This window comes from Solicola agrisoli, from assembly GCF_049059935.1.
Classification (GTDB): domain Bacteria; phylum Actinomycetota; class Actinomycetes; order Propionibacteriales; family Nocardioidaceae; genus JAURVT01.
In genome coordinates this window covers 1-23,652 of the sequence record NZ_JBMGQR010000041.1, presented here as the reverse complement: position 1 = coordinate 23,652, position 23,652 = coordinate 1, and the positions used below count along the sequence as shown (strand labels likewise).

The 23,652-nt window shown below is 74.2% G+C and carries 24 protein-coding genes; 18 read left to right on the top strand and 6 right to left on the bottom strand.

What is annotated here, in order from left to right:
* Positions 1–17 precede the first annotated feature (17 nt).
* The 4 genes from ACI6PP_RS14570 to rimI are packed head-to-tail and all read left to right on the top strand — an operon-like array spanning position 18 to position 3,145.
* Complete coding sequence (locus tag ACI6PP_RS14570) at positions 18–1,034, top strand: alpha/beta fold hydrolase (protein ID WP_421112325.1); 1,017 nt, start codon at positions 18–20, stop codon at positions 1,032–1,034.
* On the top strand, positions 1,034–2,032 hold the full coding sequence (tsaE, locus tag ACI6PP_RS14565; RefSeq protein ID WP_421112324.1) for a tRNA (adenosine(37)-N6)-threonylcarbamoyltransferase complex ATPase subunit type 1 TsaE: 999 nt from the start codon (positions 1,034–1,036) through the stop codon (positions 2,030–2,032). Before ACI6PP_RS14570 ends, tsaE begins: the two co-directional genes overlap by 1 nt.
* Before the next feature lie 7 nt (positions 2,033–2,039).
* Positions 2,040–2,699 (top strand): tRNA (adenosine(37)-N6)-threonylcarbamoyltransferase complex dimerization subunit type 1 TsaB, encoded by a 660-nt coding sequence (gene tsaB, locus ACI6PP_RS14560; protein ID WP_421112323.1) that lies wholly within the window; start codon positions 2,040–2,042, stop codon positions 2,697–2,699.
* Entirely contained in the window at positions 2,696–3,145 is a 450-nt protein-coding gene (gene rimI / locus ACI6PP_RS14555; protein WP_421112322.1) for a ribosomal protein S18-alanine N-acetyltransferase, read from the top strand. Before tsaB ends, rimI begins: the two co-directional genes overlap by 4 nt.
* Here the strand turns inward: rimI and ACI6PP_RS14550 are convergent.
* Positions 3,135–3,818 carry a GNAT family N-acetyltransferase gene (locus tag ACI6PP_RS14550; protein WP_421112321.1) on the bottom strand — a complete coding sequence of 228 codons (684 nt, stop codon included), beginning with the start codon at positions 3,816–3,818 and terminating at the stop codon, positions 3,135–3,137. The two genes, rimI and ACI6PP_RS14550, sit on opposite strands and share 11 nt — an antisense overlap.
* A 22-nt stretch (positions 3,819–3,840) precedes the next feature.
* Here ACI6PP_RS14550 and ACI6PP_RS14545 point away from each other — a divergent pair, with 22 nt between their 5' ends.
* Both ACI6PP_RS14545 and ACI6PP_RS14540 read left to right on the top strand, forming a co-directional pair.
* Entirely contained in the window at positions 3,841–4,611 is a 771-nt protein-coding gene (locus tag ACI6PP_RS14545; RefSeq protein ID WP_421112320.1) for a lysophospholipid acyltransferase family protein, read from the top strand.
* Between the two features lie 98 nt (positions 4,612–4,709).
* Positions 4,710–5,153: a DoxX family protein gene (locus ACI6PP_RS14540; protein WP_421112319.1), complete on the top strand. Its 444-nt coding sequence runs from the start codon at positions 4,710–4,712 to the stop codon at positions 5,151–5,153.
* 120 nt (positions 5,154–5,273) lie between these two features.
* On the opposite strand, the gene ACI6PP_RS14535 is transcribed toward ACI6PP_RS14540, so the two are convergent.
* A complete protein-coding gene (locus ACI6PP_RS14535; protein WP_421112318.1) occupies positions 5,274–6,269 on the bottom strand; it encodes an aldo/keto reductase in 996 nt (331 codons plus the stop codon).
* Between the two features lie 170 nt (positions 6,270–6,439).
* On the opposite strand from ACI6PP_RS14535, the gene tsaD reads away from it, so the two are divergent.
* From tsaD to ACI6PP_RS14520, 3 genes are read left to right on the top strand one after another with little or no spacing between them, the layout of a single operon-like run.
* Positions 6,440–7,483: a tRNA (adenosine(37)-N6)-threonylcarbamoyltransferase complex transferase subunit TsaD gene (tsaD, locus tag ACI6PP_RS14530; RefSeq protein ID WP_421112317.1), complete on the top strand. Its 1,044-nt coding sequence runs from the start codon at positions 6,440–6,442 to the stop codon at positions 7,481–7,483.
* 47 nt (positions 7,484–7,530) lie between these two features.
* Positions 7,531–8,862 carry a M14 family zinc carboxypeptidase gene (locus tag ACI6PP_RS14525; protein WP_421112316.1) on the top strand — a complete coding sequence of 444 codons (1,332 nt, stop codon included), beginning with the start codon at positions 7,531–7,533 and terminating at the stop codon, positions 8,860–8,862.
* 55 nt (positions 8,863–8,917) lie between these two features.
* Positions 8,918–10,375, top strand: a complete 1,458-nt coding sequence (locus tag ACI6PP_RS14520) for a peptide MFS transporter (protein WP_421112315.1) — start codon at positions 8,918–8,920, stop codon at positions 10,373–10,375.
* 2 nt (positions 10,376–10,377) lie between these two features.
* Here the strand turns inward: ACI6PP_RS14520 and ACI6PP_RS14515 are convergent, their stop codons facing one another.
* Positions 10,378–11,301, bottom strand: coding sequence for a serine hydrolase (locus ACI6PP_RS14515; protein ID WP_421112314.1), 924 nt, complete (start codon positions 11,299–11,301; stop codon positions 10,378–10,380).
* Positions 11,298–12,173 carry a LysR family transcriptional regulator gene (locus ACI6PP_RS14510; RefSeq protein WP_421112313.1) on the bottom strand — a complete coding sequence of 292 codons (876 nt, stop codon included), beginning with the start codon at positions 12,171–12,173 and terminating at the stop codon, positions 11,298–11,300. Before ACI6PP_RS14510 ends, ACI6PP_RS14515 begins: the two co-directional genes overlap by 4 nt.
* 82 nt (positions 12,174–12,255) lie before the next feature.
* Between ACI6PP_RS14510 and bla the strand changes: the two genes are divergently transcribed.
* Positions 12,256–13,152, top strand: a complete 897-nt coding sequence (bla, locus tag ACI6PP_RS14505) for a class A beta-lactamase (protein ID WP_421112312.1) — start codon at positions 12,256–12,258, stop codon at positions 13,150–13,152.
* A 35-nt stretch (positions 13,153–13,187) separates the two neighbouring features.
* Entirely contained in the window at positions 13,188–14,492 is a 1,305-nt protein-coding gene (locus ACI6PP_RS14500; protein WP_421112311.1) for a C39 family peptidase, read from the top strand.
* A 4-nt stretch (positions 14,493–14,496) separates the two neighbouring features.
* Here the strand turns inward: ACI6PP_RS14500 and ACI6PP_RS14495 are convergent, their stop codons facing one another.
* Together ACI6PP_RS14495 and ACI6PP_RS14490 are read right to left on the bottom strand one after the other, a co-directional pair.
* Complete coding sequence (locus ACI6PP_RS14495) at positions 14,497–15,543, bottom strand: PIG-L deacetylase family protein (RefSeq protein ID WP_421112310.1); 1,047 nt, start codon at positions 15,541–15,543, stop codon at positions 14,497–14,499.
* A gap of 44 nt (positions 15,544–15,587) precedes the next feature.
* Positions 15,588–16,835, bottom strand: coding sequence for a class I SAM-dependent methyltransferase (locus ACI6PP_RS14490; protein ID WP_421112309.1), 1,248 nt, complete (start codon positions 16,833–16,835; stop codon positions 15,588–15,590).
* A 176-nt stretch (positions 16,836–17,011) separates the two neighbouring features.
* Between ACI6PP_RS14490 and groES the strand changes: the two genes are divergently transcribed.
* From groES to ACI6PP_RS14455, 7 genes are all read left to right on the top strand, one after another.
* Positions 17,012–17,308 (top strand): co-chaperone GroES, encoded by a 297-nt coding sequence (groES, locus tag ACI6PP_RS14485; RefSeq protein ID WP_421112308.1) that lies wholly within the window; start codon positions 17,012–17,014, stop codon positions 17,306–17,308.
* A 122-nt stretch (positions 17,309–17,430) separates the two neighbouring features.
* Entirely contained in the window at positions 17,431–19,032 is a 1,602-nt protein-coding gene (gene groL / locus ACI6PP_RS14480) for a chaperonin GroEL (protein WP_421112307.1), read from the top strand.
* A 99-nt stretch (positions 19,033–19,131) separates the two neighbouring features.
* Complete coding sequence (locus ACI6PP_RS14475; RefSeq protein ID WP_421112306.1) at positions 19,132–19,353, top strand: hypothetical protein; 222 nt, start codon at positions 19,132–19,134, stop codon at positions 19,351–19,353.
* A gap of 103 nt (positions 19,354–19,456) precedes the next feature.
* Complete coding sequence (locus ACI6PP_RS14470; RefSeq protein ID WP_421112305.1) at positions 19,457–20,053, top strand: sigma-70 family RNA polymerase sigma factor; 597 nt, start codon at positions 19,457–19,459, stop codon at positions 20,051–20,053.
* Entirely contained in the window at positions 20,050–20,997 is a 948-nt protein-coding gene (locus ACI6PP_RS14465; RefSeq protein ID WP_421112304.1) for a hypothetical protein, read from the top strand. Before ACI6PP_RS14470 ends, ACI6PP_RS14465 begins: the two co-directional genes overlap by 4 nt.
* An 86-nt stretch (positions 20,998–21,083) precedes the next feature.
* A complete protein-coding gene (gene guaB, locus ACI6PP_RS14460; RefSeq protein ID WP_421112303.1) occupies positions 21,084–22,601 on the top strand; it encodes an IMP dehydrogenase in 1,518 nt (505 codons plus the stop codon).
* Positions 22,602–22,638: 37 nt separating this feature from the next.
* A partial coding sequence (locus tag ACI6PP_RS14455) for a GuaB3 family IMP dehydrogenase-related protein (protein WP_421112302.1) occupies positions 22,639–23,652 on the top strand: 1,014 nt, incomplete at its 3' end.

Genomic DNA, 23,652 nt, shown 5'->3' with positions numbered 1-23,652 from the left:
CCAGGAGGAACCAGGCGATGGCACTGATGAGCTGGCGTGGGCTGGCGGCGGTGGGCGTGACGGTCGCGGGTGCGGCAGGAGCCGCCGCCGCGGCCAAGGTCGCGTCCGACCGCGGACGCACCAAGCGTCGCGCCCGCCGGGGCGACGCCGCCACCTTCGGGTCCCTGCACTCCACCCCCATCCGGGTGATGGCCGACGACGGCGTCTCGCTCAACGTCGAGGTCGACGAGGCCGACGACGAGGCGCAGGACGGCGCGCCCACCGTCGTGTTCGTGCACGGCTGGGTGCTCGACCTGAACTGCTGGCACTACCAGCGCGCCGCCCTCCGCGGACGCAACAGGCTGGTGCTCTACGACCAGCGCTCGCACGGCAAGTCGGGCCGCTCGGACCGCCAGCACGCCACGCTCGAGCAGCTCGGCCACGACCTGCGCGCCGTGCTCGACGCCGTCGCGCCCACCGGGCCCGTCGTCCTGGTGGGCCACTCGATGGGCGGCATGTCGGTGATGGCGTTCGCCAAGCAGTACCCCGACGTCGTCAGGGCGCGGGTCGCGGGCGTCGTCCTCATGGGCACGAGCGCGGGCGAGCTCGTCGGCGGGGGCGGTCTGCTCAGCCGCACCCAGCCGGTGCTCGTCAACGGCCTGTCGAAGCTGACGTTCCTGGTCGACCAGGCGCGCAAGGTCAACTCCTACGCGCTCACCAAGCGGTTCGCGGTCGGCCCTCACACGCCCGAGAAGTACGCCGACATGACCGACGAGATGATCTCGGCCGCGCCCACGCACCTGTTCTGGGACTTCTACCCCAACTTCACCTCGCTCGACCTCTTCGACGCCCTCGGTGTGCTGTCGGGCGAGACGACGGTCGTCATCGGCGCCACCAAGGACCAGCTGACGGTCTACAAGCACAGTCGCCGGCTCGCCGAGGAGATCGAGGGCGCCGAGCTCGTCACGATCGAGGGCGCGGGCCACATGATGATGCTCGAGGGGCACGACCAGGTGAACGAGGCCCTGATCAAGCTGGTCGACCGGGTCACCTGATGCCTTCCCTCTCCCGCCACGCCCTCAACGTGCTCGACGCGCAGCCGTCGGACGCCGCCGCCGTCCTCGACGTCGTGCGGCGCTCGTTCGGTGCCCGCCCGCCGCTCGACCCGCCGTCGACCGCGGCCGAGGAGAGCGTCGAGAAGATCGCCGCGGCGATCGCGACCTCCGGCGGGCTGCTGGTGGAGCGTCGCGGCGAGCCCATCGGCGCGATGCTCTTCGACGAGACCCGTCCCGGCCTGCTGGGCTTCCGGCGCGTGAGCGTCGACCCCGACCACCAGGACCGCGGCGTCGCCTCGGCCATGGTCGGCGTCGCCGAGGACACCGCCGAGGAGCGCGGGGTCGACGGCATCTGGCTGCAGGTGCGCGAGGAGCTGCCCGAGAACGTCGAGTTCTGGAGCCGCCGGCGCTACCACGTGGTCGAGACCCACGGGAACATGCTCGAGTTCGGCAAGACCCTCTGGCTGGCGCGCGAGATGCACACGGCGTCGGCCACCTACGCGTTCGGCGAGCGGCTCGCCGGCCTCCTGCGCCCGGGCGACCTGCTCGTCATGTCCGGCGCGCTCGGCGCCGGCAAGACCACGCTGACGCAGGGCATCGCCAAGGGCCTCGGCGTGCGCGGCCCCATCACGTCCCCCACGTTCGTCATCGCGCGCGACCACCCGTCGCTGGTGGACGGGCCGCCGCTGGTGCACGTCGACGCCTACCGTCTCGACGACGTCGCCGAGCTCGACGACCTCGACCTCGACACCGCCTTCGAGGACTCCGTCACCGTGGTGGAGTGGGGCGCCGGCGTCGCCGAGCAGCTCAGCGACGCCTGGCTCGAGGTGCGCCTCGAGCGACGCCAGGCCGACGTGATGGACCCCGTCGGCGCGGGCGTGCCCGGCTCGGGCGACGACACCCGCGTCATCACCGTCAAGCCCCACGGTGCGCGCTGGGCCCGCACCCCGCTCCGCTCCACCCTGCTCGCCGACGTCGCCTCGGCCCCGAACGACTAGGACCCCCGTGCTCGTCCTCGCCCTCGACACCGCGTCACCCACCGTCTCGGTCGCCCTGCACGACGGCACGTCCGTCGTCGCGTCGGTCACCGGGGCCGACGCCATGCACCACGGCGAGCAGCTCGCCCCGGCCGTGGCGAGGGCGCTCGCCGACGCCGGACGCGCCGTGCGCGACGTGACCGCGGTGGCGGTCGGCGTCGGGCCCGGCCCGTTCACCGGTCTGCGGGTCGGCGTCGTCACCGCGCGCACGCTGGCCGCGTCGCTCGGCGTGCCGGTGCACGGGGTGTGCAGCCTCGACGTCGTCGCCGAGCAGGCGAGGGTCGATGGCCGCACGGGGCGGTTCTGCGTCGCCACCGACGCGCGTCGCAAGGAGGTCTACTGGGCCGCCTACGACGCCGACGGCGACCGCGTCCGTCGCACCGACGGCCCCCAGGTGGCGCGGGCCGCCGACCTCGCCGTGACCCTCGGTCCGGACGTGCCCGTGCTCGGGCGCGGCGCCGACCTCTACGCCGACGACCTCGCGCGCGTCGGCGGCCCCGCCGACCCCGACGCCGGGGTGCTCGCCGCGCTGGTGGCGGGCGGTCGCGCCGACGTCGTCGACCCCGAGCCGCTGTACCTGCGCCGGCCCGACGCCGTGCCGCCCGGAGCGCGCAAGCGCGCGTCGTGATCGCCGTCGAGCTGGCCGGCCCCCTCGACACGGGCTCGATCGCGGCGGTCGACCAGAGCTGCTTCGGCGCCGAGGGCTGGTCCGAGGCGACCGTCCGGGCCGAGCTGGACCAGGTGCCGGACACCCGTCACGTCCTGGTCTGGATCGGACGCGGCGAGGTGGCCGGCTGGGCCGACCTGATGGTGGTCGGCGACGTCGCCGAGGTGATGCGCCTGGCCGTGGCCCCGCCGGGGCGGGGCGCCGGCGCCGGACGTGCGCTGCTGCGGGGCCTGCTCGACGAGGCACGTCGACGCGGGTGCGAGCGCGTGCTGCTCGAGGTGGCCGCCGACAACGAGCCCGCCCTCGCGCTCTACCGCTCCGAGGGCTTCGCCGAGCTCTCGCGTCGCCGCGCCTACTACGCCGACGGTCGTGACGCGCTCGTGCTGGCCCTCGGCCTCACCGGCTGACCGGGGCCGAGGCGAACCGGCGGACGGTGCGGTAGCCGAGCCGCTCGTACAGCCGCCGCGCGCCGTCGTTGTGCGAGTACATCGACAGGCTGCACGCGCCCGCCCGCCGCAGCGCGTCCGCGGTGAGGAAGGCGGTGACGGCCGTGCCGAGACCCCGTCCCCGGGCGGACGGGTGCGTGACGATCGCCCGCAGGTGCGGCCATGCCGCGGGGCTGTCCACCACGGCGCCGGTGGCCACCACCACGTCGTCGACGACGACCCCCGCCCAGCCGCGCACGTCGGGATCGCCCGGGCGGGCGTGGGCGGTGGGGCTGTGGTCGGCGATCAGGCTCGTCAGCTCCTCGGACCGGTCCGCGGCGAGCCAGGCGACGCCGCGCGGGGTCTCGACCGGCCTGCCGTCGTGGAGCATCCACTCCCAGGCGGTGGGCGGCCCGTCCCAGACCGTGACGTCGTCGGCGGCGCCGGGGTGCACGCTGGCGCGGAGCGGGTCGCGCCCGTCCGCCCGCAGGGCACGGACCGCCTCGCCGACCGCGTCCGCCTGGTCCGCGACGTCGCCCAGAGCGACCAGGCCGAGGCGTCCGAGGGTGGTGACGACGTGGACGGTCGCCCCCCGGTGGGGGTGCGACTCGACCGACGTGCCGATCATCCACTGCAGGTAGGGGTCGACGGGCACCTGTGCAGGCTAGGCTCCACCGGTGCTCGACATCACGTACCCGCCCATCATCGTCACCGCGAAGGCGGCGTTCCGGGCCCTCGGGATCAGCTTCCAGACCACCGGCACCGAGCACGTGCCCCGCACCGGCGGCGCCGTGCTGGCGGTGAACCACATCAGCTACGTCGACTTCATCTTCGGTGGGCTGGCCACGCAGCCGAGCAAGCGACTGGTGCGGTTCATGTCCAAGCGCGAGCTGTTCGACCACCGCTACGTGGGGCCGTTGATGCGCTCGCTGCACCACATCGAGGTCGACCGCGCCGACGGGCTGCAGTCCTACGAGACCGCGGTGGAGTACCTGCGCAAGGGCGAGGTGGTGGGGATCTTCCCCGAGGCCACGATCAGCCGCTCGATGGACGTCAAGGAGCTCAAGACCGGCGCCGTGCGGATGGCCGCAGCGGCGGGCGTGCCCGTCGTCCCGCTCGTGCTGTGGGGCACCCAGCTGATGTACACCAAGGACCAGCCCCGCGACTTCTCGCGGGGCAGGACGATCGCGCTCACCGTCGGGGAGCCCCTCCACCCGACCGGCGAGGACCCCGTCGCCGAGACCGAGGACCTGCGCACCCGGATGCGCGGCCTGCTCGACCAGACGGTGGCGAGCTACCCGCTGGACCCCACCGGCCAGTGGTGGGCGCCGGCTCGCCTGGGCGGCTCGGCCCCGACGCCCGAGGAGGCCGCGCGGCTCGACGGTGCCGAGAAGCGCGAGCGCGCCGCCAAGCGTGCGGCGAAGCGCGCCGCCAAGCGCGACGCCTGACGAGACACGGCTCACTTCGGTCGTTCGCGGGAACGGGTTTGCCCCGCCGGTCGTCGGGGAAGGTTGAAGAGACAATCTTTCCCCACCGAGAGGCCACCATGCCCCTGTCGCACCGTCCCGCGTCGCTCCACGACCTCGCCCTGCTCGCGCTCCGCGTCGGACTGGGGGTGGTGATGGTCGCGCACGGCTGGCAGAAGTGGACCGGCGGCGGCATCGGCGGCACCGCCGAGGGCTTCGAGGGCAACGGCATCCCGCTCGCCACGGTCGCGGCCACGTTCGCGATCGTCGTCGAGCTCGTCGGAGGCGTCGCGATCGTCGTGGGCGCCCTGACCCCGCTGTTCGCCGTCGGCTTCGCCGCGACGATGGTCGGCGCGATGGTCTTCGTGCACGGCGGCTCGGGCTTCTACGCCGCCACCGGCGGCTACGAGTTCGTGCTGCTGCTCGGCATCGTCGCGCTCGTCGTCGCCGCCGCCGGCCCCGGCCGCTTCAGCGTCGACCACTTCCTGGGCCGCAGGCGCAGCCGCAGCGCCGTCGCCGCCTGACCCCCGCCCCGCCCCGGTACGCCGAGTGGCGCAGATCCGGGGTCGACACGCGTCGTCCGGCCCGGATGTGCGCCACTCGCGTCGGCTTCTGCGCCACTCGGCGGTCGGGCGAGGCCCGCGTCAGCGCGAGGCCGGCGCGAACGTCGTGTAGCCGCCGGACAGGTGGGCGGACGACGTGAGGTCGTCCAGCGCGGCGAGGTCGTCGGGCGTGGGCTCCCACCCGGCGGCCTCGACGTTGGCCGTCACCTGCGACGCCCTCGTGGCGCCGGAGATCACCGACGACACCGCCGGCTGCGCGGCGAGCCCGCCGATCGCGACCTGCAGCATCGTCAGGTCGCGCTCGTCGGCGAACCGCTGGAGCGCCTCGACGCGGTCCCAGTCGGCGCCGTCGAGGCGGCGGGCCTGGCTCGGGTCGGCCAGCCGTGTGCCCTCGGGGGCGGCCTGGCCGCGCGCGTACTTCCCGGTGAGCAGGCCGTACGCGAGCGGGAAGTACGGCAGCAGCCCGACGCCCAGCTGCTCGCAGGCCGGCACCAGCTCGAGCTCGGCCGAGCGGTTGTAGAGCGAGTACTCGTTCTGCGCCGAGACGAAGCGCTGCGTGCCCGACGTGCGCGCCGTCCAGTCGGCGTCGACGAGCTGCCACGCGGTGAGGTTGGAGCAGCCGAGGTAGCGCACCTTCCCCTCGGTGACGAGCTCGGTCATCGCCTCGAGGGTCTCGTCGATCGGCGTCACCTCGTCGGGGGTGTGCAGCTGCAGCAGGTCGACGTGGTCGGTGCCGAGCCGCCGCAGGCTCGCCTCGGCGGCGCGCTTGACGTAGCGACGCGACGCCCGCGCGCCCCAGTCCGGCCCGTTGGTGCCGCCCATGTCCATGCCGACCTTGGTGGCCACCACGACGTCGTCACGTCGGCTGCCGAGCGCGCGTCCGAGCAGCTCCTCGGACGCGCCGCGCCCGTAGCTGTCGGCGGTGTCGAACAGGGTGACCCCGGCGTCCACCGCGGCGTCGACGACGGCCTGCGTCGCGTCGGCGTCGATCCGGCTGCCGAAGGCGTTGCAGCCCACGCCCACCACGGAGACCATCAGGCCGCTGTCGCCCAGGGGGCGGTACGTCATCTCGCTCATGCGGCCAGGCTACGAGCGTCCCGGCCGCCCCACCCGTCCCACCTCCCACGGAGAACCGACGACACCTCGGGAAGTTCTCCGTGGTGTCGTCGGACTCCCAGGTTCACCTGGGAATCCGACACCCCGGGCCGGACGGCGTCGACCCGCCCGTGCGAGGCACAATGTGGCCTGTGAGCGCACCTCTCGTCCTCGGCATCGAGTCGTCCTGCGACGAGACGGGCGTGGGCATCGTCCGCGGCACCGAGCTGCTCGCGAACGCGGTGGCGAGCAGCGTCGAGGAGCACGTCCGCTTCGGCGGCGTCGTGCCCGAGGTGGCCAGCCGCGCGCACCTCGAGGCGATGGTGCCGATGATCGAGAAGGCCCAGGCCGACGCGGGCGTCTCGGTGGCCGACGTCGACGCGATCGCCGTCACCTGCGGCCCGGGGCTCACCGGCGCGCTGCTCGTCGGGATCGCCGCAGCCAAGTCCCTCGCGCTCGCCTACGACAAGCCGCTGTACGGCGTGAACCACCTCGTCGCGCACGTCTGCGTCGACCAGCTCGAGCACGGCCCGCTGCCCGAGCCCACCGCCGCGCTGCTCGTCAGCGGCGGGCACACCTCGCTGCTGCTCGTCAACGACGTCGCCACCGACGTCCAGATGCTCGGCGAGACGATCGACGACGCCGCGGGCGAGGCCTTCGACAAGGTGGCCCGCCTGCTCGGCCTGCCCTACCCCGGCGGCCCGCACGTCGACCGCGTCGCCCGCGACGGCGACGGCCGCGCGATCGCGTTCCCGCGCGGCCTCACCGGCGGACGCGACCTCGACAAGCACCGCTTCGACTTCTCCTTCTCCGGCCTCAAGAGCGCGGTCGCCCGTCACGTCGAGCACGAGGAGCGGATGGGACGCGAGGTGTCGGTGCCCGACGTCGCCGCCTCGTTCCAGGACGCCGTGTGCGACGTGCTCAGCTCCAAGACGATGAAGGCCTGCGTCGCCCACGGCGTCAAGCACCTCGTCGTCGGGGGAGGAGTGGCCGCCAACGGTCGGCTGCGCCAGTTCGTCGAGGAGCGCGCCGCCGAGCACGGCATCGAGGTGCGCGTGCCCCCGCCGGTGCTGTGCACCGACAACGGCGCGATGGTCGCCGCGCTCGGGTCTGCCGTCGTCGGCGCCGGGCTGCCGCCGTCGTCGCTCGACCTCGGCGCCGACTCCTCGCTGCCGGTCACGCGCGTCGTCGCCTGACCGTTCTGTGGGGTTTGCCCCGGTTCGCGACGGGGTAGGGACGGTCCATGAGCCTCCGTCACCGCACCCGCACCCTGGTGGCCGCCGCCGCGGCCGCCCTCGTCGTCCCCGGCCTGCTGGCCGCAACCGGCGCCTCGGCCGCCCCGACCGCGGCGGCCGCGCCGACCACCGGCTTCGAGCAGCGGGGCGGTGACGGCTGGACCACCCAGCCCGAGGAGCAGCGCTTCCTGCGCGCGCTCGACGCCGCCAGCGCGCGGGTAGGCCTGGAGACCGTCGGCCGCACCGCCCAGGGGCGTCCCCTCCAGCTGGTGACGCTGGGCGACCCCCGGCCGCGGACGGCCGAGCAGGTCGCGTCCCGCTCGTCGGTGCTCTTCACGTGCAGCCAGCACGGCGACGAGCCGTCGGGACGCGAGGCGTGCCTGCAGCTCGCCCGCGACCTCGCGTACGACACCTCGCCGGCGACCAGGCGCTTCCTGGCCTCCACCACGGTGATGTTCGTGCCGAGCGCCAACCCGGACGGCACCGCGGCGAACACCCGCCAGAACGCCGCCGGTGTCGACATCAACCGCGACCACCTCGCGCTCGCCACCGCCGAGACGCAGGCGCTGGCCCGCGTCATCCGCGACCGCAAGCCCGACCTCGTCCACGACCTCCACGAGTTCGGCGAGACGCCCGAGGTCTACGACCGCCAGCTGATCAACCTCTGGCCGCGCAACCGCAACGTCGACGACGCCGTGCACGACGAGTCGGTGACGCTCAACGAGGACTACGTCTCGGCGCAGGTGCTCGACGCCGGCTACACCAACGGCGTGTACGGCATCTGGTACGACGAGGACGGCGAGCCCGTCGCCCAGGTCGCGGGCGACGGCGACGAGCGGATCCTGCGCAACACCGCCGGCCTGCGGCACTCGCTCGGCATCCTCGTCGAGGCCAACCAGGACCCCACCACCGCGGCCGAGGAGACCGACCAGGTTGCGGTCGACAACCGCCGCGTCGACACCCAGCTGGTGTCGGCGCGCGCCTCGATCGACTTCCTGCGCGAGAACCGCGCGAAGGTTGCCCGCGCCACCGCCCGCGCCGCGACCACCGCCACCGAGCTCGGACGCACCGGCGGCGGCACGCTCGCGTTCGCCGGCGCCGACAACGAGCTGCCGGGGCGCAGCGAGGTCGAGCTCAGCCCGCCGTGCGCCTACCGCCTGACGGCGGCGCAGTTCCAGACCGTCAGCCGCACCCTGGCGCTCCAGGGCATCGCCTCCACGCGCGACGGTGACGGGCGCCGGGTGAGCCTCGGCCAGCCCGGACGCGCGGTGGCCGCCCTGCTCCTCGACGCGCGTGCCTCGGCCAACCTCGTCGACGGGACCCCCGTTCCCTGCACCTGACGGGGGTCGCCGGTCGACTTGTCGCACCGTGCAACCAGTGGCATCGTGACGAGACGTGACCACGACGCAGCAGCCCCGCGACGAGGCGACGTTCCTCGGCCAGCCCCGCCCGCTCGCCCACCTGTTCGGGGTGGAGATGTGGGAGCGGTTCTCCTTCTACGGGATGCAGGCGATCCTCGCGCTGTACCTGTACTTCTCGGTCGCGGACGGGGGACTGGGCCTGCCGCAGTCGTCGGCGACGAGCATCGTCGGCGCCTACGGCGGCCTGGTCTACCTGTCGACGATCCTCGGCGCGTGGCTCGCCGACCGGGTGCTCGGCTCGGAGCGGACGCTGTTCGCGAGCGCGGCGCTGATCATGGTCGGCCACGTGGCCCTGGCGGTGCTGCCGGGCCTGGTCGGCGTCGGCGTGGGCCTGGTGTGCGTGGCGTTCGGCAGCGGCGGCCTCAAGGCCAACGCGACGACGATCGTCGGCGAGCTCTACGAGGCCGACGACCCGCGCCGCGACGCCGGGTTCTCGCTGTTCTACATGGGCATCAACCTGGGCGCGCTCGTCGGCCCGCTGCTCACCGGGCTGGCGCAGGACACCGCCGGGTTCCACGTCGGCTTCGGCATCGCGGCCGTCGGCATGGCCGCCGGGCTGGTCCAGTACGCGATCGGCCGCAAGGGCATGCCCGCGTCGTCGCGCCACGTGCCCGACCCGCTGCCCGTCGCCGAGCGTGGACGATGGATCGCCGTCGCGGCCGTGGCGGTCGTCGTCGTGGTGGTCGCCTCCCTCACCGGCCTGCTCACCGCCGGCAACCTGTCGACGGTCGTCGTGGTGCTCACCGTCGTCGCCTCGGTCGGGTACTTCGTGCTGCTCCTCACCAGCCGGCAGGTCACCGACGTCGAGCGCTCGCGCGTGTGGGCGTTCATCCCGCTGTTCGTGGCCAGTGCGGCGTTCTGGTCGCTGTACCAGCAGCAGTTCACCGTGGTGCCGATCTACGCCGAGGAGCGCCTCGACCGCGGCATCGGCGGCTGGACGATGCCGGTGGCCTGGGTGAACTCGATCAACCCGGTCTTCATCATCGTGCTCGCGGGCGTGTTCGCCGCCCTGTGGACGCGCCTGGGACCCCGTCAGCCCTCGACGCCCACCAAGTTCGCCCTCGGCACGGCCGGCATGGGCGTCGCGTTCCTGCTGTTCCTGCCGATGGCCGGCGGCGGTCCGGGCTCGGCCCCGCTCCTCGGCATCGTGGGCATCCTGCTCGTGTTCACGCTGTCCGAGCTGCTGCTGTCCCCGGTGGGGCTGTCGGTGTCGACCAAGCTCGCGCCCGCCGCCTACAAGAGCCAGATGGTCGCGCTGTTCTTCCTGTCCGTCGCGCTCGGGTCGGCGATGTCCGGCACCCTCGCGGGCTTCTACAGCGCCGACTCCGAGCGGGCGTACTTCGGGGTGCTCGGGCTCGTCGCGATCGTGCTCGGCGCCGCCCTCCTCCTCGCCCGCAGGCCGATCCTCGCGCTCATGCGCGGCGTCGACTGACGTCAGGTCCGCAGGGCGCGCAGCGCCGCCCGTCCGGCGTGGCCGATGGCCAGGTCGGTCTCGGGCGAGACCATCGCCGGCACCGAGGACTCGGTGAGCGCGACCACCACCACCCGGTCGCCGAGCGCGGTCTCGACCATCGCCGCCTCGTGCCGGACGTTGAGGAACGTGCCGGTCTTGCTGCTCACCGTCACGGTGTCCGAGGCCAGCTCGACGGCCATGCGCCGGCTCGTCAGCTGGCGACCCATCAGCGCACGCAGGCGCGCGCAGGCCGTCGGCGTGGCGACCTCGTCGGTCCACACCCGCTGGACGAGGTCGGCGACCGCGCGGGCGGTCCCGCAGTTGGCGCGCGCGACGTCGAGCATCGAGATGACGTGGCCGCCTCCCTCGGTGGTCGCGCGCACGGCGAGCTCGAGCGCCATCAGCGAGTCGTCGGCCACGGCGTCCGCGGCGGCGTGCAGGTCGGCCATCCGGTGCCGCACGCGCACGTCCGGCAGCCCCCACCGGTCCAGCGCGGCGGAGACCTCGCCCGGTGGCACCAGGTCGAACAAGGCGTCCGCCGCGGCGTTGTCGCTGAGCGTGACGGCGAGTCCCACCAGGTCGCCGAGGGCGACGGTGCACGGGTGGGAGAACGCGCCGAGGCCCGTGCTGCCGGGGGTGCGGGCCCCGGGGTCCAGCTCCACCGGCTGCCCGTCGCGCAGCAGGCCGCGGTCGACCGCGTCGAGCACCACCAGGGCGAGCGGCAGCTTGACGAGCGACGCGAGCGGCATCGAGCGGCCGACGTCGAAGCCCAGCTCCTCGCCGGTGTCGACGTTGCGGGCGAGCAGCGCCCCGCCGAGGCCGGCGTCCTCCCAGCGAGCGGCCACGTCGTGGGCCACCGCCATCGCGGCGGCGTCGTGCCCGACGACCTCCACCGGCCGGCTCACCGTCGTGCTCCCGGTGCGAGCCCGAGCGCCCGGGCCAGCGCGGGCACGACGGCGCGCAGCACCTCGGCGTCCGGGCCGCCGCCCGTCACCTGGTAGCCGCGCCACAGGTCGAGGCCGGCGACGGGACGCCACGCGAGCCCGTGCCGTTCGGCCTCGGCGCGCGTCGCGACCAGCAGGTCGCCGTGCTCGATGACGTCGGTGACGGCCGCCAGCACCGCGCCGCCGACCGCCACCTGACCCGCGGCCAGGCCTGCTCCGGCGGCGTGGCGACGCAGCGCGTCGCGCACCCAGGGGACGTCGTCCTCGACGCCCAGGTGCACCGTGGTGGCCCGTGCCTCCCGCTCGCCACGGCCGCGGCGCAGGTCGTCCAGGTGCAGGCGGCCGCCGTCCGGGGAGGTGGTCGCCGCACCCAGCGGGGCGCCGAGGTCGGCCTCGTCCGGTGGGCACGCCGTGACGGCCGCCTGCGCCGACCCGTCGGCGAGCATCGCCGCCCGTGCGTCCGGTGCGGCCTCGACGAACGTCGCCGCCGCCCCGGCGTCGTGCGCCGCCGTGCGGGCCGCCACGAGCGCGCGGGGGTCGGCGCCCGGCGGCACCGCGACCACCACGCCGTCGTGGAAGGTGCGGGCCACCTCGGCCAGGTGCTCGGCCCGCGTGCGCAGCCCGTGGGCGTGGGGGAGTACCGCGCGTCCGAGGTCGGTCAGGCCGACGCCGCGCGGGCCGCGGACGAGCAGCCGACCGCCGAGACGTCGCTCGAGCGCCCCGACCCGGCGGCTGACGACGGGCTGGGGCACGCCGAGGGCCTCGGCGGCACGGGTGAAGCTCTTCTGGTCGGCGACCTCGCAGAAGGTCTCCAGGTGGGTGAGCAGGTCCACGCTGCAGGTATAGCAGAACGGCATGGAGACAGGTCGCATCCGTCTTGGACATGAAGCCGCCGGTGCTGGCAGCGTCCGCGTCATGACGCCTCGCACCGACCTCACCCGCCGTCGCCTGCTCCAGGTGGGGGCCGCGGCCCCGCTCGCCGTCGCCGCCCCCGCGCTGCTCACCGGTGCCGGCCCCCGCGGCGGCGTCGACGAGGTGCGTGCCCTCGAGCGCAGGTTCGGCGCGACCATCGGGTTCCACGCGGGCGTCGTCGGCGGCCGCGCGACCCTGAGCCACCGCGCCGACGAGCCGGTGCCGATCCACTCGGTGTTCAAGGCGCTCCTGGCCGCTGCGGTGCTACGCGACCTCGACCGCCGCGGCGAGGTGCTCGAGCGCCGGATCACCTACACGCGCGCCGACCTCGTCGACTACTCGCCCGTCACCGAGCTCCACGTGGACGAGGGGATGACCGTGCGCGAGCTCTGCGACGCCGCCGTGCGGATCAGCGACAACACCGCCGCCAACCTCCTGCTCGACCTCCTCGGCGGCCCGTCGGCGATCACCCGGTTCGCGCGCAGCCTCGGCGACGACGGCACGCGGCTCGACCGCTGGGAGCCCGAGCTGAACGAGGCCACCCCCGGCGACCCGCGCGACACCACCACGCCCCGCGCCGCCGCGCACTCGCTGACCCGGCTGCTGGTGGGACGGGCGCTGTCGTGCCCCGACCGCGCGGTGCTGCGCGACTGGATGCTCCGCAACACCACCAGCGACGACCGGTTCCGCAAGGGCCTCCCGCCCGGCTGGCGGCTCGCCGACAAGACGGGCAGCGGCTCGGTGACGTTCAACGACGCCGGTGTCGCGGTGCCGCCGCGCGGACGCCCGCTGGTGCTGTCGGCGTTCGTCCGGCTGCCGGCGCCGGACGTGCCGGCGAGCCAGCAGATCCACGCCGAGCTCGCGCGCATCGCGGTGCGGCGCCTGCACCGGGAGCGCTGAGTTTGGCCCGTCGCACGGCGGGGTAGGAGGCGGGCATGACCACCTCCCCGCTGCGCCGCTCCGCCGCCCTCCTGCTCGCGGCGGGCGTCGCCGCCGGGCTGCTCACCTCGTCGCCCGCGCGGACCGACGCCGCGACGTCCACCGGCGACCGTCACGTCACCCTGGTGCGCGACGACTCCCGGCGCGACTTCGCCCGCGGCAGCGCGGACGGGCTGGTGACCACGCGGGGTGGCGGGCTGGCGGTCTCGCCGCGCGAGCGGCAGCGCACCTCGTACACCGACCCGTACGGCGACGGCACCGCGCGCAGCTACGAGTACGGCACCTGGACGTCGCCGGTGCGGCGCCTGTCGTACGGGGCCACCGAGGCGATCGCGTCGTGGAACGCCACCACCCCTACGGGCACCTGGGTCGAGACGACCTTCCGCGGCCGCACCCCCGACGGCAGCTGGACCAAGTGGTACGTGCTCGGCCGCTGGACGTCGGGCATGGCGGCCGCCGACATCCACCGCACGTCCGTCGACGGGCAGGGCGACGACGACGCGACCGTCTACACCGACACCTTCGCCGCCCGCGACGGCAGGCAGGTCGACGCCTACCAGACGCGCGTCCGCCTGCTCCGCCCTGCGGGCTCGCGTGCCACGCCCACCCTCGACGGCCTCGCGACCATGACGTCCGCGGTGCCCGACGGACCGCTGCCCACGACGAGCCGCTTCACCCTGGGCCGTGCGGTCGAGCTCGACGTGCCGCGATTCAGCCAGAACATCCACAAGGGCGAGTACCCGGAGTTCGGCGGCGGCGGCCAGGTGTGGTGCTCGCCCACCTCGACGTCGATGGTCCAGTACTACTGGCGACGTCCGGTGCCGGCCGCCGAGCTCCGGGGCATCGAGACCAACGCGGGCGACCCGCAGGTGCCCTACGCCGCGATGCACACCTGGGACTTCGCCTACGACGGCGCCGGCAACTGGCCGTTCAACGCCGCCTACGCGCACCGCTTCGGCCTGGAGGCGTTCGTGACGCGGCTCGGCTCCCTGGCCGACGTCGAGCGGTTCGTCGCCCGCGGCATCCCGGTGGTGGTCTCGCTGTCGTGGAAGGAGGCCGAGATGCCCGAGGCCGGCTACGGCACCAACGGCCACCTGATGGTGGTCGTGGGCTTCACCGCCGACGGCGACCCGGTGCTCAACGACCCGGCGTCGTCGTCGGACCAGGCCGTCCGCAACGTCTACACGCGCGAGAACTTCGAGAAGGTCTGGATCGGCTCGACGGGCGGGGTCTCGTACGTCTACGCGCCGCCCGGCGTCCGGCTGCCGCCGCACCACCGGGGCGACCAGCGGGCCTGGTGAGGCCTCAGCCGCCGGCGGGGCCGCTGGACCGGAGCACCTCGAACGGCTCGGCGTAGCGGGTGCGGGGGGCGAGCTGGCGGGCCCAGTAGCGCGTGGCCGCGACCACGAGGTCGGGCTCGAGGTACGGGCGGGCGGCCTGGGAGCGGTAGTGCGCGAGCACGTCGACCTTGGCGTGCACGGTGTCGTCGACGGGCACCAGCCTGGTGGGCGCGAACTCGTTGGTGGCCGACGGCGACTGGTAGCAGAGCAGCTCGGGCACGCGCCGCGCCGCCGAGACGGTGGCCACGTGCACCGCGCGGTGGTCCTGGTGGCTGTCGTGCGCGGAGTGGACGTAGACCGTCGTGGGGTCGACCAACCGGACCGCCTCCTCGATCAGCGGGATCAGGTCGGGCGCGTCGGCCAGCCGGGTGTCGTCGAGGTCGGCGAGCAGCAGCTCGGCGCCCATCGCGACCGCAGCGTTGACGGCCTCGCGGCGCCGCGCGTCCTTGTCGCCCCCGACCGCCCCGCGGCTCAGCGTGAGCACGCTGACCCGCTGGCCGACCGCGCGGTGGCGCAGCAGGGTGGCGCCGCAGCCGATCTCGACGTCGTCGGGGTGGGCGCCGATGGCCAGCACCCGCTCGCGCGACGCGGCGTCGTCGGGCGGGGCGACGATGACGGCGACCGCGGCGGCGTCGTCGGGGTCGACCACCTCGGACAGGCCCACCCGCAGGGCCGTCAGCAGGTGCGTCGACGCGCTGGACGGCCCGGCCAGCAGGACGACGCGCGTCTGCCGCGACCGCTCACGCACCTCGGCGAGCGCGGCGAGGGTGGCGTCGTCGAGGTGCTCGGCGGCGACCAGGAGCAGGCTCGGCGGGCCGGTGACCTCGGCCATGACGGCCGTCTCCGCGGGTGGCAGCCGCACGGGCAGGTAGCCCGCCGCGGCGAGCGCGTCGAGCAGGACGTCGACGGGGCGGTCGGACCACACGACGGCGGTGCGCTCGGGTCCGACGGTCTCGCGCACCAGACCGGGACGGGGGACCGGGACCACGGTCGCGGGCTCGCCGACGTCCACCACGTCCCCTCCGTCCGACTACCTCACCTGGATGAGGCTCCAGCCTAGGCGCTGCGCGTGCCCGCCGTGCCCGTTCCGTCGGGACCGGACGGCACCGGGTCGACGAGCAGCGCGACGCCCTGGCCCGCCACCCGCGTCATCACCACGGTGGCCGGCACCGAGCCGGTCAGGCCCAGCGTCCGGACGAGCCGCTCGGGCACCACCTCGACACCGCGCTTCTTGATCGTCAGGGTGCCGACGTCGCGCTCGCGCAGGGCCGCCCTGAGCGCCTTGGTGCGGAACGGCAGCTCCTCCAGCACCCGGAACGCACGCGCGAACGGCGTGGGCACCAGCCGGTCGGAGGTGACGTACGCCAGGTGCGGGTCGAGCAGCCAGCCGTCGACCAGCCCCGCCACCGCGCCCACCAGCCCGGCCCGGCCGACCGCGTCGTCGGGCTCGTAGAGGTAGCCGCCCGGGCCGCCCTGGTCGACCTCGTCGGGCAGCTCGGCGTCGGTGAGGGTGGCGCCCGCGGGCAGCAGCGTGACGCGTCGTGCGGCGGTAGCGAGCGGGCGTCCCCACAGGCAGGCCTCGACGAGGTCGCCGCCGTCGCCCACCCACTCGGCCTCCACCCCGTCGGGGACGAGGTCGTGGTCGATGCCCGGCATCGTCTTGACCGCGGCGGCGCCGTCGAGCAGGCGCGTCACGAAGTCCCAGTCGGGGCTGAACGCCCGCGGGTCGAAGACGCGCCCGCGCCCGTCACGGCGGGCGGGGTCGCAGAACGCCGAGCCCCACGCGGTCAGGTCGACGGCGGTCGCGTCGCCCGTCGCGACGGTGCCCTCGAGGCCGAGGGCCTCCAGGTTGGCCGCGGCCATGGCGGCGCGGACGGGGTCGAGGTCGACGCCGTGCACCGTCAGGCCGGCCCGGGCGAAGGCGACGAGGTCGGCCCCGACCCCGCAGCCGAGGTCGACCACCGACCCGACGCCGCCGTCGGCGAGACGTCTCGCGCGGTGGGCGGCCACGCGGGAGCGCGTCGCCTGCTGGAGCGCGTCATGCGTGAGGAACATGGCCTCGGCGTCGTCGCCGAGCTTGGTGCGCGCGACGCCGCGCAGGTGGGACTGCGTGACGGCCGCCGCCACCAGCTCGCCGTCGTGGGTGCGGCGCAACCGGGTGCCCAGCGCGAGGTCGGACTCGACGCCGGCGCGGCGGCGCACCTCGTCGACCAGGGCACGGCCCTCGGGCGTGAGCAACCGCTCGAACGTCTCCAGCCGCACCCGTCGTCCGCCGTCCGCGTACCGGCCGCCGGACGCTGGCACTCGGCTTGACCGAGTGCCAACCGCGGCCTAGGTTTGAACCTGGCACTCTCACCACGAGAGTGCTGATGAAGCCACGGTACGCGACCCCCGCGACGGCGCGCGCCACGGCTTCGACCGACCGCCTCGCGGCGGTCGCGCCAGCGCACCCACAGACTCTGAAAGGGGAGGTCGACACCGTGTCGGTCACCATCAAGCCGCTCGAGGACCGCATCGTCGTCAAGACGCTCGAGGCCGAGCAGACCACCGCCTCCGGCCTGGTCATCCCGGACACCGCCAAGGAGAAGCCGCAGGAGGGTGAGGTCCTCTCGGTCGGTCCCGGTCGCGTCGACGACAACGGCAACCGCGTCCCGCTCGACGTCGCCGTCGGCGACAAGGTCATCTTCAGCAAGTACGGCGGCACCGAGGTCAAGTACGACGGCACCGAGTACCTGATCCTCTCGGCCCGCGACATCCTCGCGATCGTCGAGAAGTGATCCGCCGGTAGCGCCCCGGCCCCCGCGTCCCCACCGACGCGAGGGCCGGGGCGCTGCCGCTTCGCCCGCGCCGACCCGTCGGCCGTGGGCCCCCTTCACGCCCGCACCCTGGGAAGGAACCCATGCCCAAGATCCTGGAATTCGACGAGGAGGCCCGCCGCGCGCTCGAGCGCGGTGTCGACCAGCTCGCCAACACCGTCAAGGTGACCCTCGGCCCCAAGGGCCGCTACGTCGTCCTCGACAAGAAGTGGGGAGCCCCCACGATCACGAACGACGGCGTCACCGTCGCCCGTGAGGTCGAGCTCGACGACCCGTTCGAGAACCTCGGCGCGCAGCTCGCCAAGGAGGTCGCCACCAAGACCAACGACGTCGCCGGTGACGGCACCACCACCGCGACCGTCCTGGCCCAGGCCCTGGTCCACGAGGGTCTGCGCGCGGTCGCCGCCGGCGCCAACCCGATCGCCCTCAAGCGGGGCATCGAGGCCGCCGTCGAGGCCGTCTCGGACCGCCTGCGCGAGCTCGCCCGCGACGTCGACGACCTCAAGGACACCGGCGCCGTCGCCACCATCTCGGCCCGCGACGCGCACATCGGCGAGCTCATCGCCGAGGCGTTCGACAAGGTCGGCAAGGACGGCGTCATCACCGTCGAGGAGTCCAACACGCTCGGCACCGAGCTGGACTTCACCGAGGGGATGCAGTTCGACAAGGGCTACATCTCGCCGTACTTCGTCACCGACACCGAGCGTCAGGAGACGGTCCTCGACGACCCGTACATCCTGATCAACCAGGGCAAGATCTCCTCGATCAACGACCTGCTGCCCCTGCTCGAGAAGGTCGTCCAGGCCGGCAAGCCGCTGTTCATCGTGGCCGAGGACGTCGAGGGCGAGGCCCTGTCGACGCTCGTGGTCAACAAGATCCGCGGCACCTTCACCGCGGCCGCCGTCAAGGCGCCCGCGTTCGGCGACCGCCGCAAGGCGATCCTGTCCGACCTCGCCGCCCTCACCGGCGCGCAGGTCGTCACCCCGGACGTCGGCCTCAAGCTCGACCAGGTCGGCCTCGAGGTGCTCGGCACCGCCCGTCGCGTCACCATCACCAAGGACGACACGACGATCATCGACGGCGGCGGCGACAAGGACGACGTCACCGCTCGCGTCAGCCAGATCAAGGCCGAGATCGAGGCCTCGGACTCGGACTGGGACCGCGAGAAGCTCCAGGAGCGCCTGGCCAAGCTGGCCGGCGGCGTCGTCGTCATCCAGGTCGGCGCGGCCACCGAGGTCGAGCTCAAGGAGAAGAAGCACCGCATCGAGGACGCCGTCTCGGCGACCCGCGCGGCCATCGAGGAGGGCATCGTCGCCGGCGGCGGCTCGGCCCTCGTCACGGCCAGCCAGGTCCTGGACGACAACCTCGGCAAGGACGGTGACGAGGCCACCGGCGTCGCCATCGTCCGCAAGGCCGCGGTGGAGCCGCTCCGCTGGATCGCCGAGAACGGTGGCGAGCCCGGCTACGTCGTCGTGGCCAAGGTCAAGGAGACCGGCCAGGGCTACAACGCCGCGACCAACGAGTACGGCGACCTGCTCGCGCAGGGCGTCCTCGACCCGGTCAAGGTCACCCGCTCGGCCCTCGCCAACGCCGCGTCCATCGCGGCGCTGCTGCTCACCACCGAGACCCTCGTGGTGGACAAGCCGGCCGACGACGCGGACGACCACGCCGGTCACTCGCACTGACGCAGCACCTGAGCACCACCGCGTGAGGTGACTCACGCGGACGACGGCCTCCTCGGTGAGTTAGGTTAGGGTTACCTGATCTACTCCGAGGAGGCCGTCGTGCTGTCCGGTCCCGAGTCCCGCCCCGTCCGCGCCGTGCCGGACGTGCCCCACCTGCGGCTCGTGCCGCCGGTGCCCGAGACCGTCGAGCGGCCCGTCGACGACGTCACCGTGCTGCGGCGCGCCGTCGACGAGCGACCGCCGCGCGAGCTCGTCGCGTTCCTCGTGGCCCGCCGCGTGATCGCCGGCGGACTGCGCCTGGGGGAGCGCCCGCGCACCTGAGAGTCGACGCGCGGCCCTTGCCGCCCCCGGTCGGACGTGGCACGGTGGCTCCGGCGGTGCGCCGGGCCCCGTCCGCACGACCACGGCTGGGGAGGGTGGAGCGATGTCGATCCCACCCGACAGCGACCCCTCGCTGTCCCGCCTGGCCCTGAGCGCGCTCGACAGCGACCACGTGATGGAGCTGCTGATGACGCGCGTGCGGGACGTGTCGTTCCGCTACTGCCGCGCGCGGCTCACCACGTACGTCGGCGGGCGCCAGCTCGTCGACGACGTCGCGCAGGAGATCTGCCTGGCCGTGTTTAACGCGCTGCCGAGGTTCGAGCACTCCGGGGTGCCGTTCGAGGCGTTCGTCTACGCGATCGGCAGCCGCAAGGTGGCCGACGCCCAGCGCGGCATGATCCGCTCGCCGCTCGTCCTGGTCGACGACGTCCCCGAGCAGACCGACGCCGCTCCCACCCCCGAGCAGGTGGTGCTGGCCGACGCCGACGCCGCCGAGGTGCAGCGGGTCCTCGAGCACCTGCCCGAGAAGCACCGCGAGGTGCTCGTGCTCCGCATCGCCCTCGGTCTGTCGGCCGAGCGCGCTGGCGCGACCCTGGGCATGAGCGCCGGCGCCGTCCGCGTGGCCCAGCACCGGGCGCTCGAGCGGCTCCGGGCGCTGATGGCCGAGCGCGCCCGGACCCTCCAGGGGGTGGCGCGATGAGCGAGCACCTGCCCGACGCCGACGGCGTGGTCGACCTCGCCGCCGTCGCCGCCGACGACGCCCTCGTCGAGTCGCTGCGCGCCGGCACGCACGACCCGGCAGACCCGCTCGCCGCGGCGCTGGCGCGCTGGAGCGAGGAGGTCGACGTCGCGGTGCCGCCCGCGCCCGTCGCCGTCCCCGCCCGCCGACGCCCCCGCGGTGCCCGCACCGTCGGCCTGGTGGCCAGCGTCGGCCTGATCTTCGCCAGCGGCGTCGGGCAGGCCGTCGCCGACGACCCCGCCGCCCCGCTGCGCTTCGTCGTCGACCACGGGGTCTCCCTCGGCGAGCGTCTCGTCGGCGACGCACCGACGATCGACGACTCCGCGCCGGGCGTCCCGTCGCCCACGCGCAGCGCGCCCCGCCCGTCGCTCCCCGGGGCCGCCTCGGTCGCCGACCGCTCCACCGTGGACGCCGGGGCCGCACCCCGGGTCCACGCCGGACCCGGTCCCGGTGGCACTCCCGCACCGTCGCCGGGCCCCGAGAGCCTGCTGGCCGCGCTCGTCGCCGACCCGCCGGCCGCGCAGGCACCTGCAGGCGAGGACCTCCTGGCCGACGGTGCGCTGCCCGGTGTCGCCCCGACCGCTCAGGCTCCGGTCGCGCCACCGACCATGGCTCCGCCGGTGGGCCTCGCGCCGCCGCCGTCGGCGTCGGCCACCCCGCCGTCGCTGCTCCCGGGCAAGCGGCCCACCAAGCGGCCGCGGCCGCCCGCGACGTCGGCGCCCACGCCGTCCGAGACACCGGGCCCGACCCCGTCGGAGACGCCGAGCCCCACGCCGTCGGAGACGCCCGACCCGAGCGAGACGCCGTCGCCGAGCCCGAGCGACGAGCCGACGGGCTCCGAGCCCACCGCGTCGGAGCCGGCGGCCCCGGGTGTGACGCCCGAGACGTCGCCCACCGAGCCGTAGACCGTCCGATCGGGGGCGTCCGACCCCGGCAGTACGATGGACGCTCCGGACCGGGCGGGTCCGGGAGTGGCGACGGAAGGACCCTCGTGGAGCTGCACTCGACCGGCGTACCCGACAAGTTCGCGGCCCTCGGGCTCACCTACGACGACGTGCTCCTGCTGCCGGGCGAGACCGACGTCGTGCCCAGCGAGGTCGACACCACGGCCCGTCTCACCCGCGACATCACGCTGCGCCTGCCGTTGCTGTCCAGCGCGATGGACACCGTCACCGAGTCGCAGATGGCGATCGCGATGGCCCGCGAGGGCGGCATCGGCATCCTGCACCGCAACCTGTCGATCGACGACCAGGCGTACCAGGTCGACCTCGTCAAGCGCACGCAGACGGGCATGATCTCCAACCCCATCACCATCGGCCCCAAGGCCACGCTGGAGGACCTCGACGACATCTGCGGGCAGTACCGCGTGTCGGGCCTCCCGGTGGTCGACGAAGGCGACACCCTGCTCGGCATCATCACCAACCGCGACCTGCGCTTCGTGCCGGTCGCGGAGTGGTCGCAGCGCCTCGTCGGCGACGTGATGACCCCGATGCCGCTGATCACCGGGCCCGTCGGGATCGACCGTGAGGACGCCACCGAGCTGCTGCGCAAGCACAAGCGCGAGCGCCTGCCGATCGTCGACCCCGACGGCAAGCTCGCCGGCCTGATCACCGTCAAGGACTTCGTGAAGTCCGAGCAGCACCCGCACGCCAGCAAGGACGCCGACGGCCGCCTGCTCGTCGGCGCGGCCATCGGCTACTTCGGCGACGCGTGGGAGCGCGCCACGGCGCTCGTCGAGGCGGGCGTCGACGTCCTCGTGCCCGACGTCGCCAACGGCCACGCGCGCCTGATGCTCGACATGGTCCGCAGGATCAAGGCCGACCCCGCCATGCGCCACGTGCAGGTGATCGGCGGCAACGTCGCCACCCGGGCCGGCGCGCAGGCGCTCGTCGACGCGGGCGTCGACGGCGTCAAGGTGGGCGTCGGGCCCGGCTCGATCTGCACCACCCGCGTCGTCGCCGGCGTCGGAGTCCCGCAGGTCACCGCGATCTACGAGGCCTCGCTCGCCTGCGGCCCGGCCGGCGTCCCGCTCGTCGGTGACGGCGGCCTGCAGCACTCCGGCGACATCGCCAAGGCGCTCGTCGCCGGCGCCGACACGGTGATGATCGGCTCGCTGCTCGCCGGCTGCGAGGAGAGCCCCGGCGAGCTGGTCTTCCTCAACGGCAAGCAGTTCAAGAAGTACCGCGGCATGGGCTCGCTCGGGGCCATGGCCTCGCGCGGCAAGACGTCGTACTCCAAGGACCGCTACTTCCAGGCCGACGTCACGAGCGACGACAAGATCGTCCCCGAGGGCATCGAGGGCCAGGTCGCCTACCGCGGGCCGCTGGCCGCCGTCGCGCACCAGCTCGTGGGCGGTCTGCACCAGTCGATGTTCTACGTCGGGGCCAACACCATCCCCGAGCTGCAGGAGCGTGGGCAGTTCGTCCGCATCACGTCGGCCGGGCTCAAGGAGAGCCACCCGCACGACATCCAGATGACGGTCGAGGCGCCGAACTACTCCGGTCGCTGACGCGGCCACCTGCACACCGAGCGAACCCGAGGGGACCATGGACATCGAGATCGGCACGGCCAAGCGAGGCCGCCGCGCGTACTCCTTCGACGACATCGCGATCGTCCCGAGCCGGCGCACCCGCGACCCCGAGGAGATCTCGACCGCGTGGCAGATCGACGCCTACCGGTTCGACATCCCGATCATGGCCGCGCCGATGGACTCGGTGATGTCGCCCGACACCGCGATCGCGCTCGGCAACTTCGGCGGTCTCGGCGTGCTCGACCTCGAGGGCCTGTGGACCCGCTACGAGGACCCGACCTCGCTGCTCGAGGAGGTCGCGCGCCTCGACGGCGACGACGCCACCGTCCGCATGCAGCAGATCTACGACGAGCCGATCAAGCCCGACCTGATGGTCGAACGGCTCCAGCAGGTGCGTCGCGCCGGCGTCACCGTGGCCGGAGCCCTGTCGCCGCAGCGCACCAAGCAGTTCGCCAAGCACGTCGTCGACGCCGGCGTCGACCTGTTCGTCATCCGCGGCACCACCGTCTCGGCCGAGCACGTGTCGGGCCAGACCGAGCCGCTGAACCTCAAGGAGTTCATCTACGAGCTCGACGTCCCGGTCATCGTCGGCGGCTGTGCCACCCACCAGGCCGCGCTGCACCTGATGCGCACCGGCGCGGCCGGCGTCCTCGTCGGCTTCGGCGGGGGAGCGGCGCACACCACCCGCTCGGTGCTCGGCATCGGCGTCCCGATGGCCACCGCGGTGGCCGACGTCGCCGCCGCTCGGCGCGACTACCTCGACGAGTCCGGCGGCCGTTACGTCCACGTCATCGCCGACGGCTCGGTGGGCCGCAGCGGCGACATCGCCAAGGCCATCGCCTGCGGTGCCGACGCCGTCATGGTCGGCTCGCCCTTCGCCCGCGCCGCCGAGGCGCCGGGCCGCGGCTTCCACTGGGGTGCCGAGGCCTGGCACGCGCACCTGCCCCGCGGCGAGCGCGTCGACATCGGCTCCATCGGCACCCTGGAGTCGGTGCTCTTCGGCCCGTCCACCGTGCCCGACGGCACGATG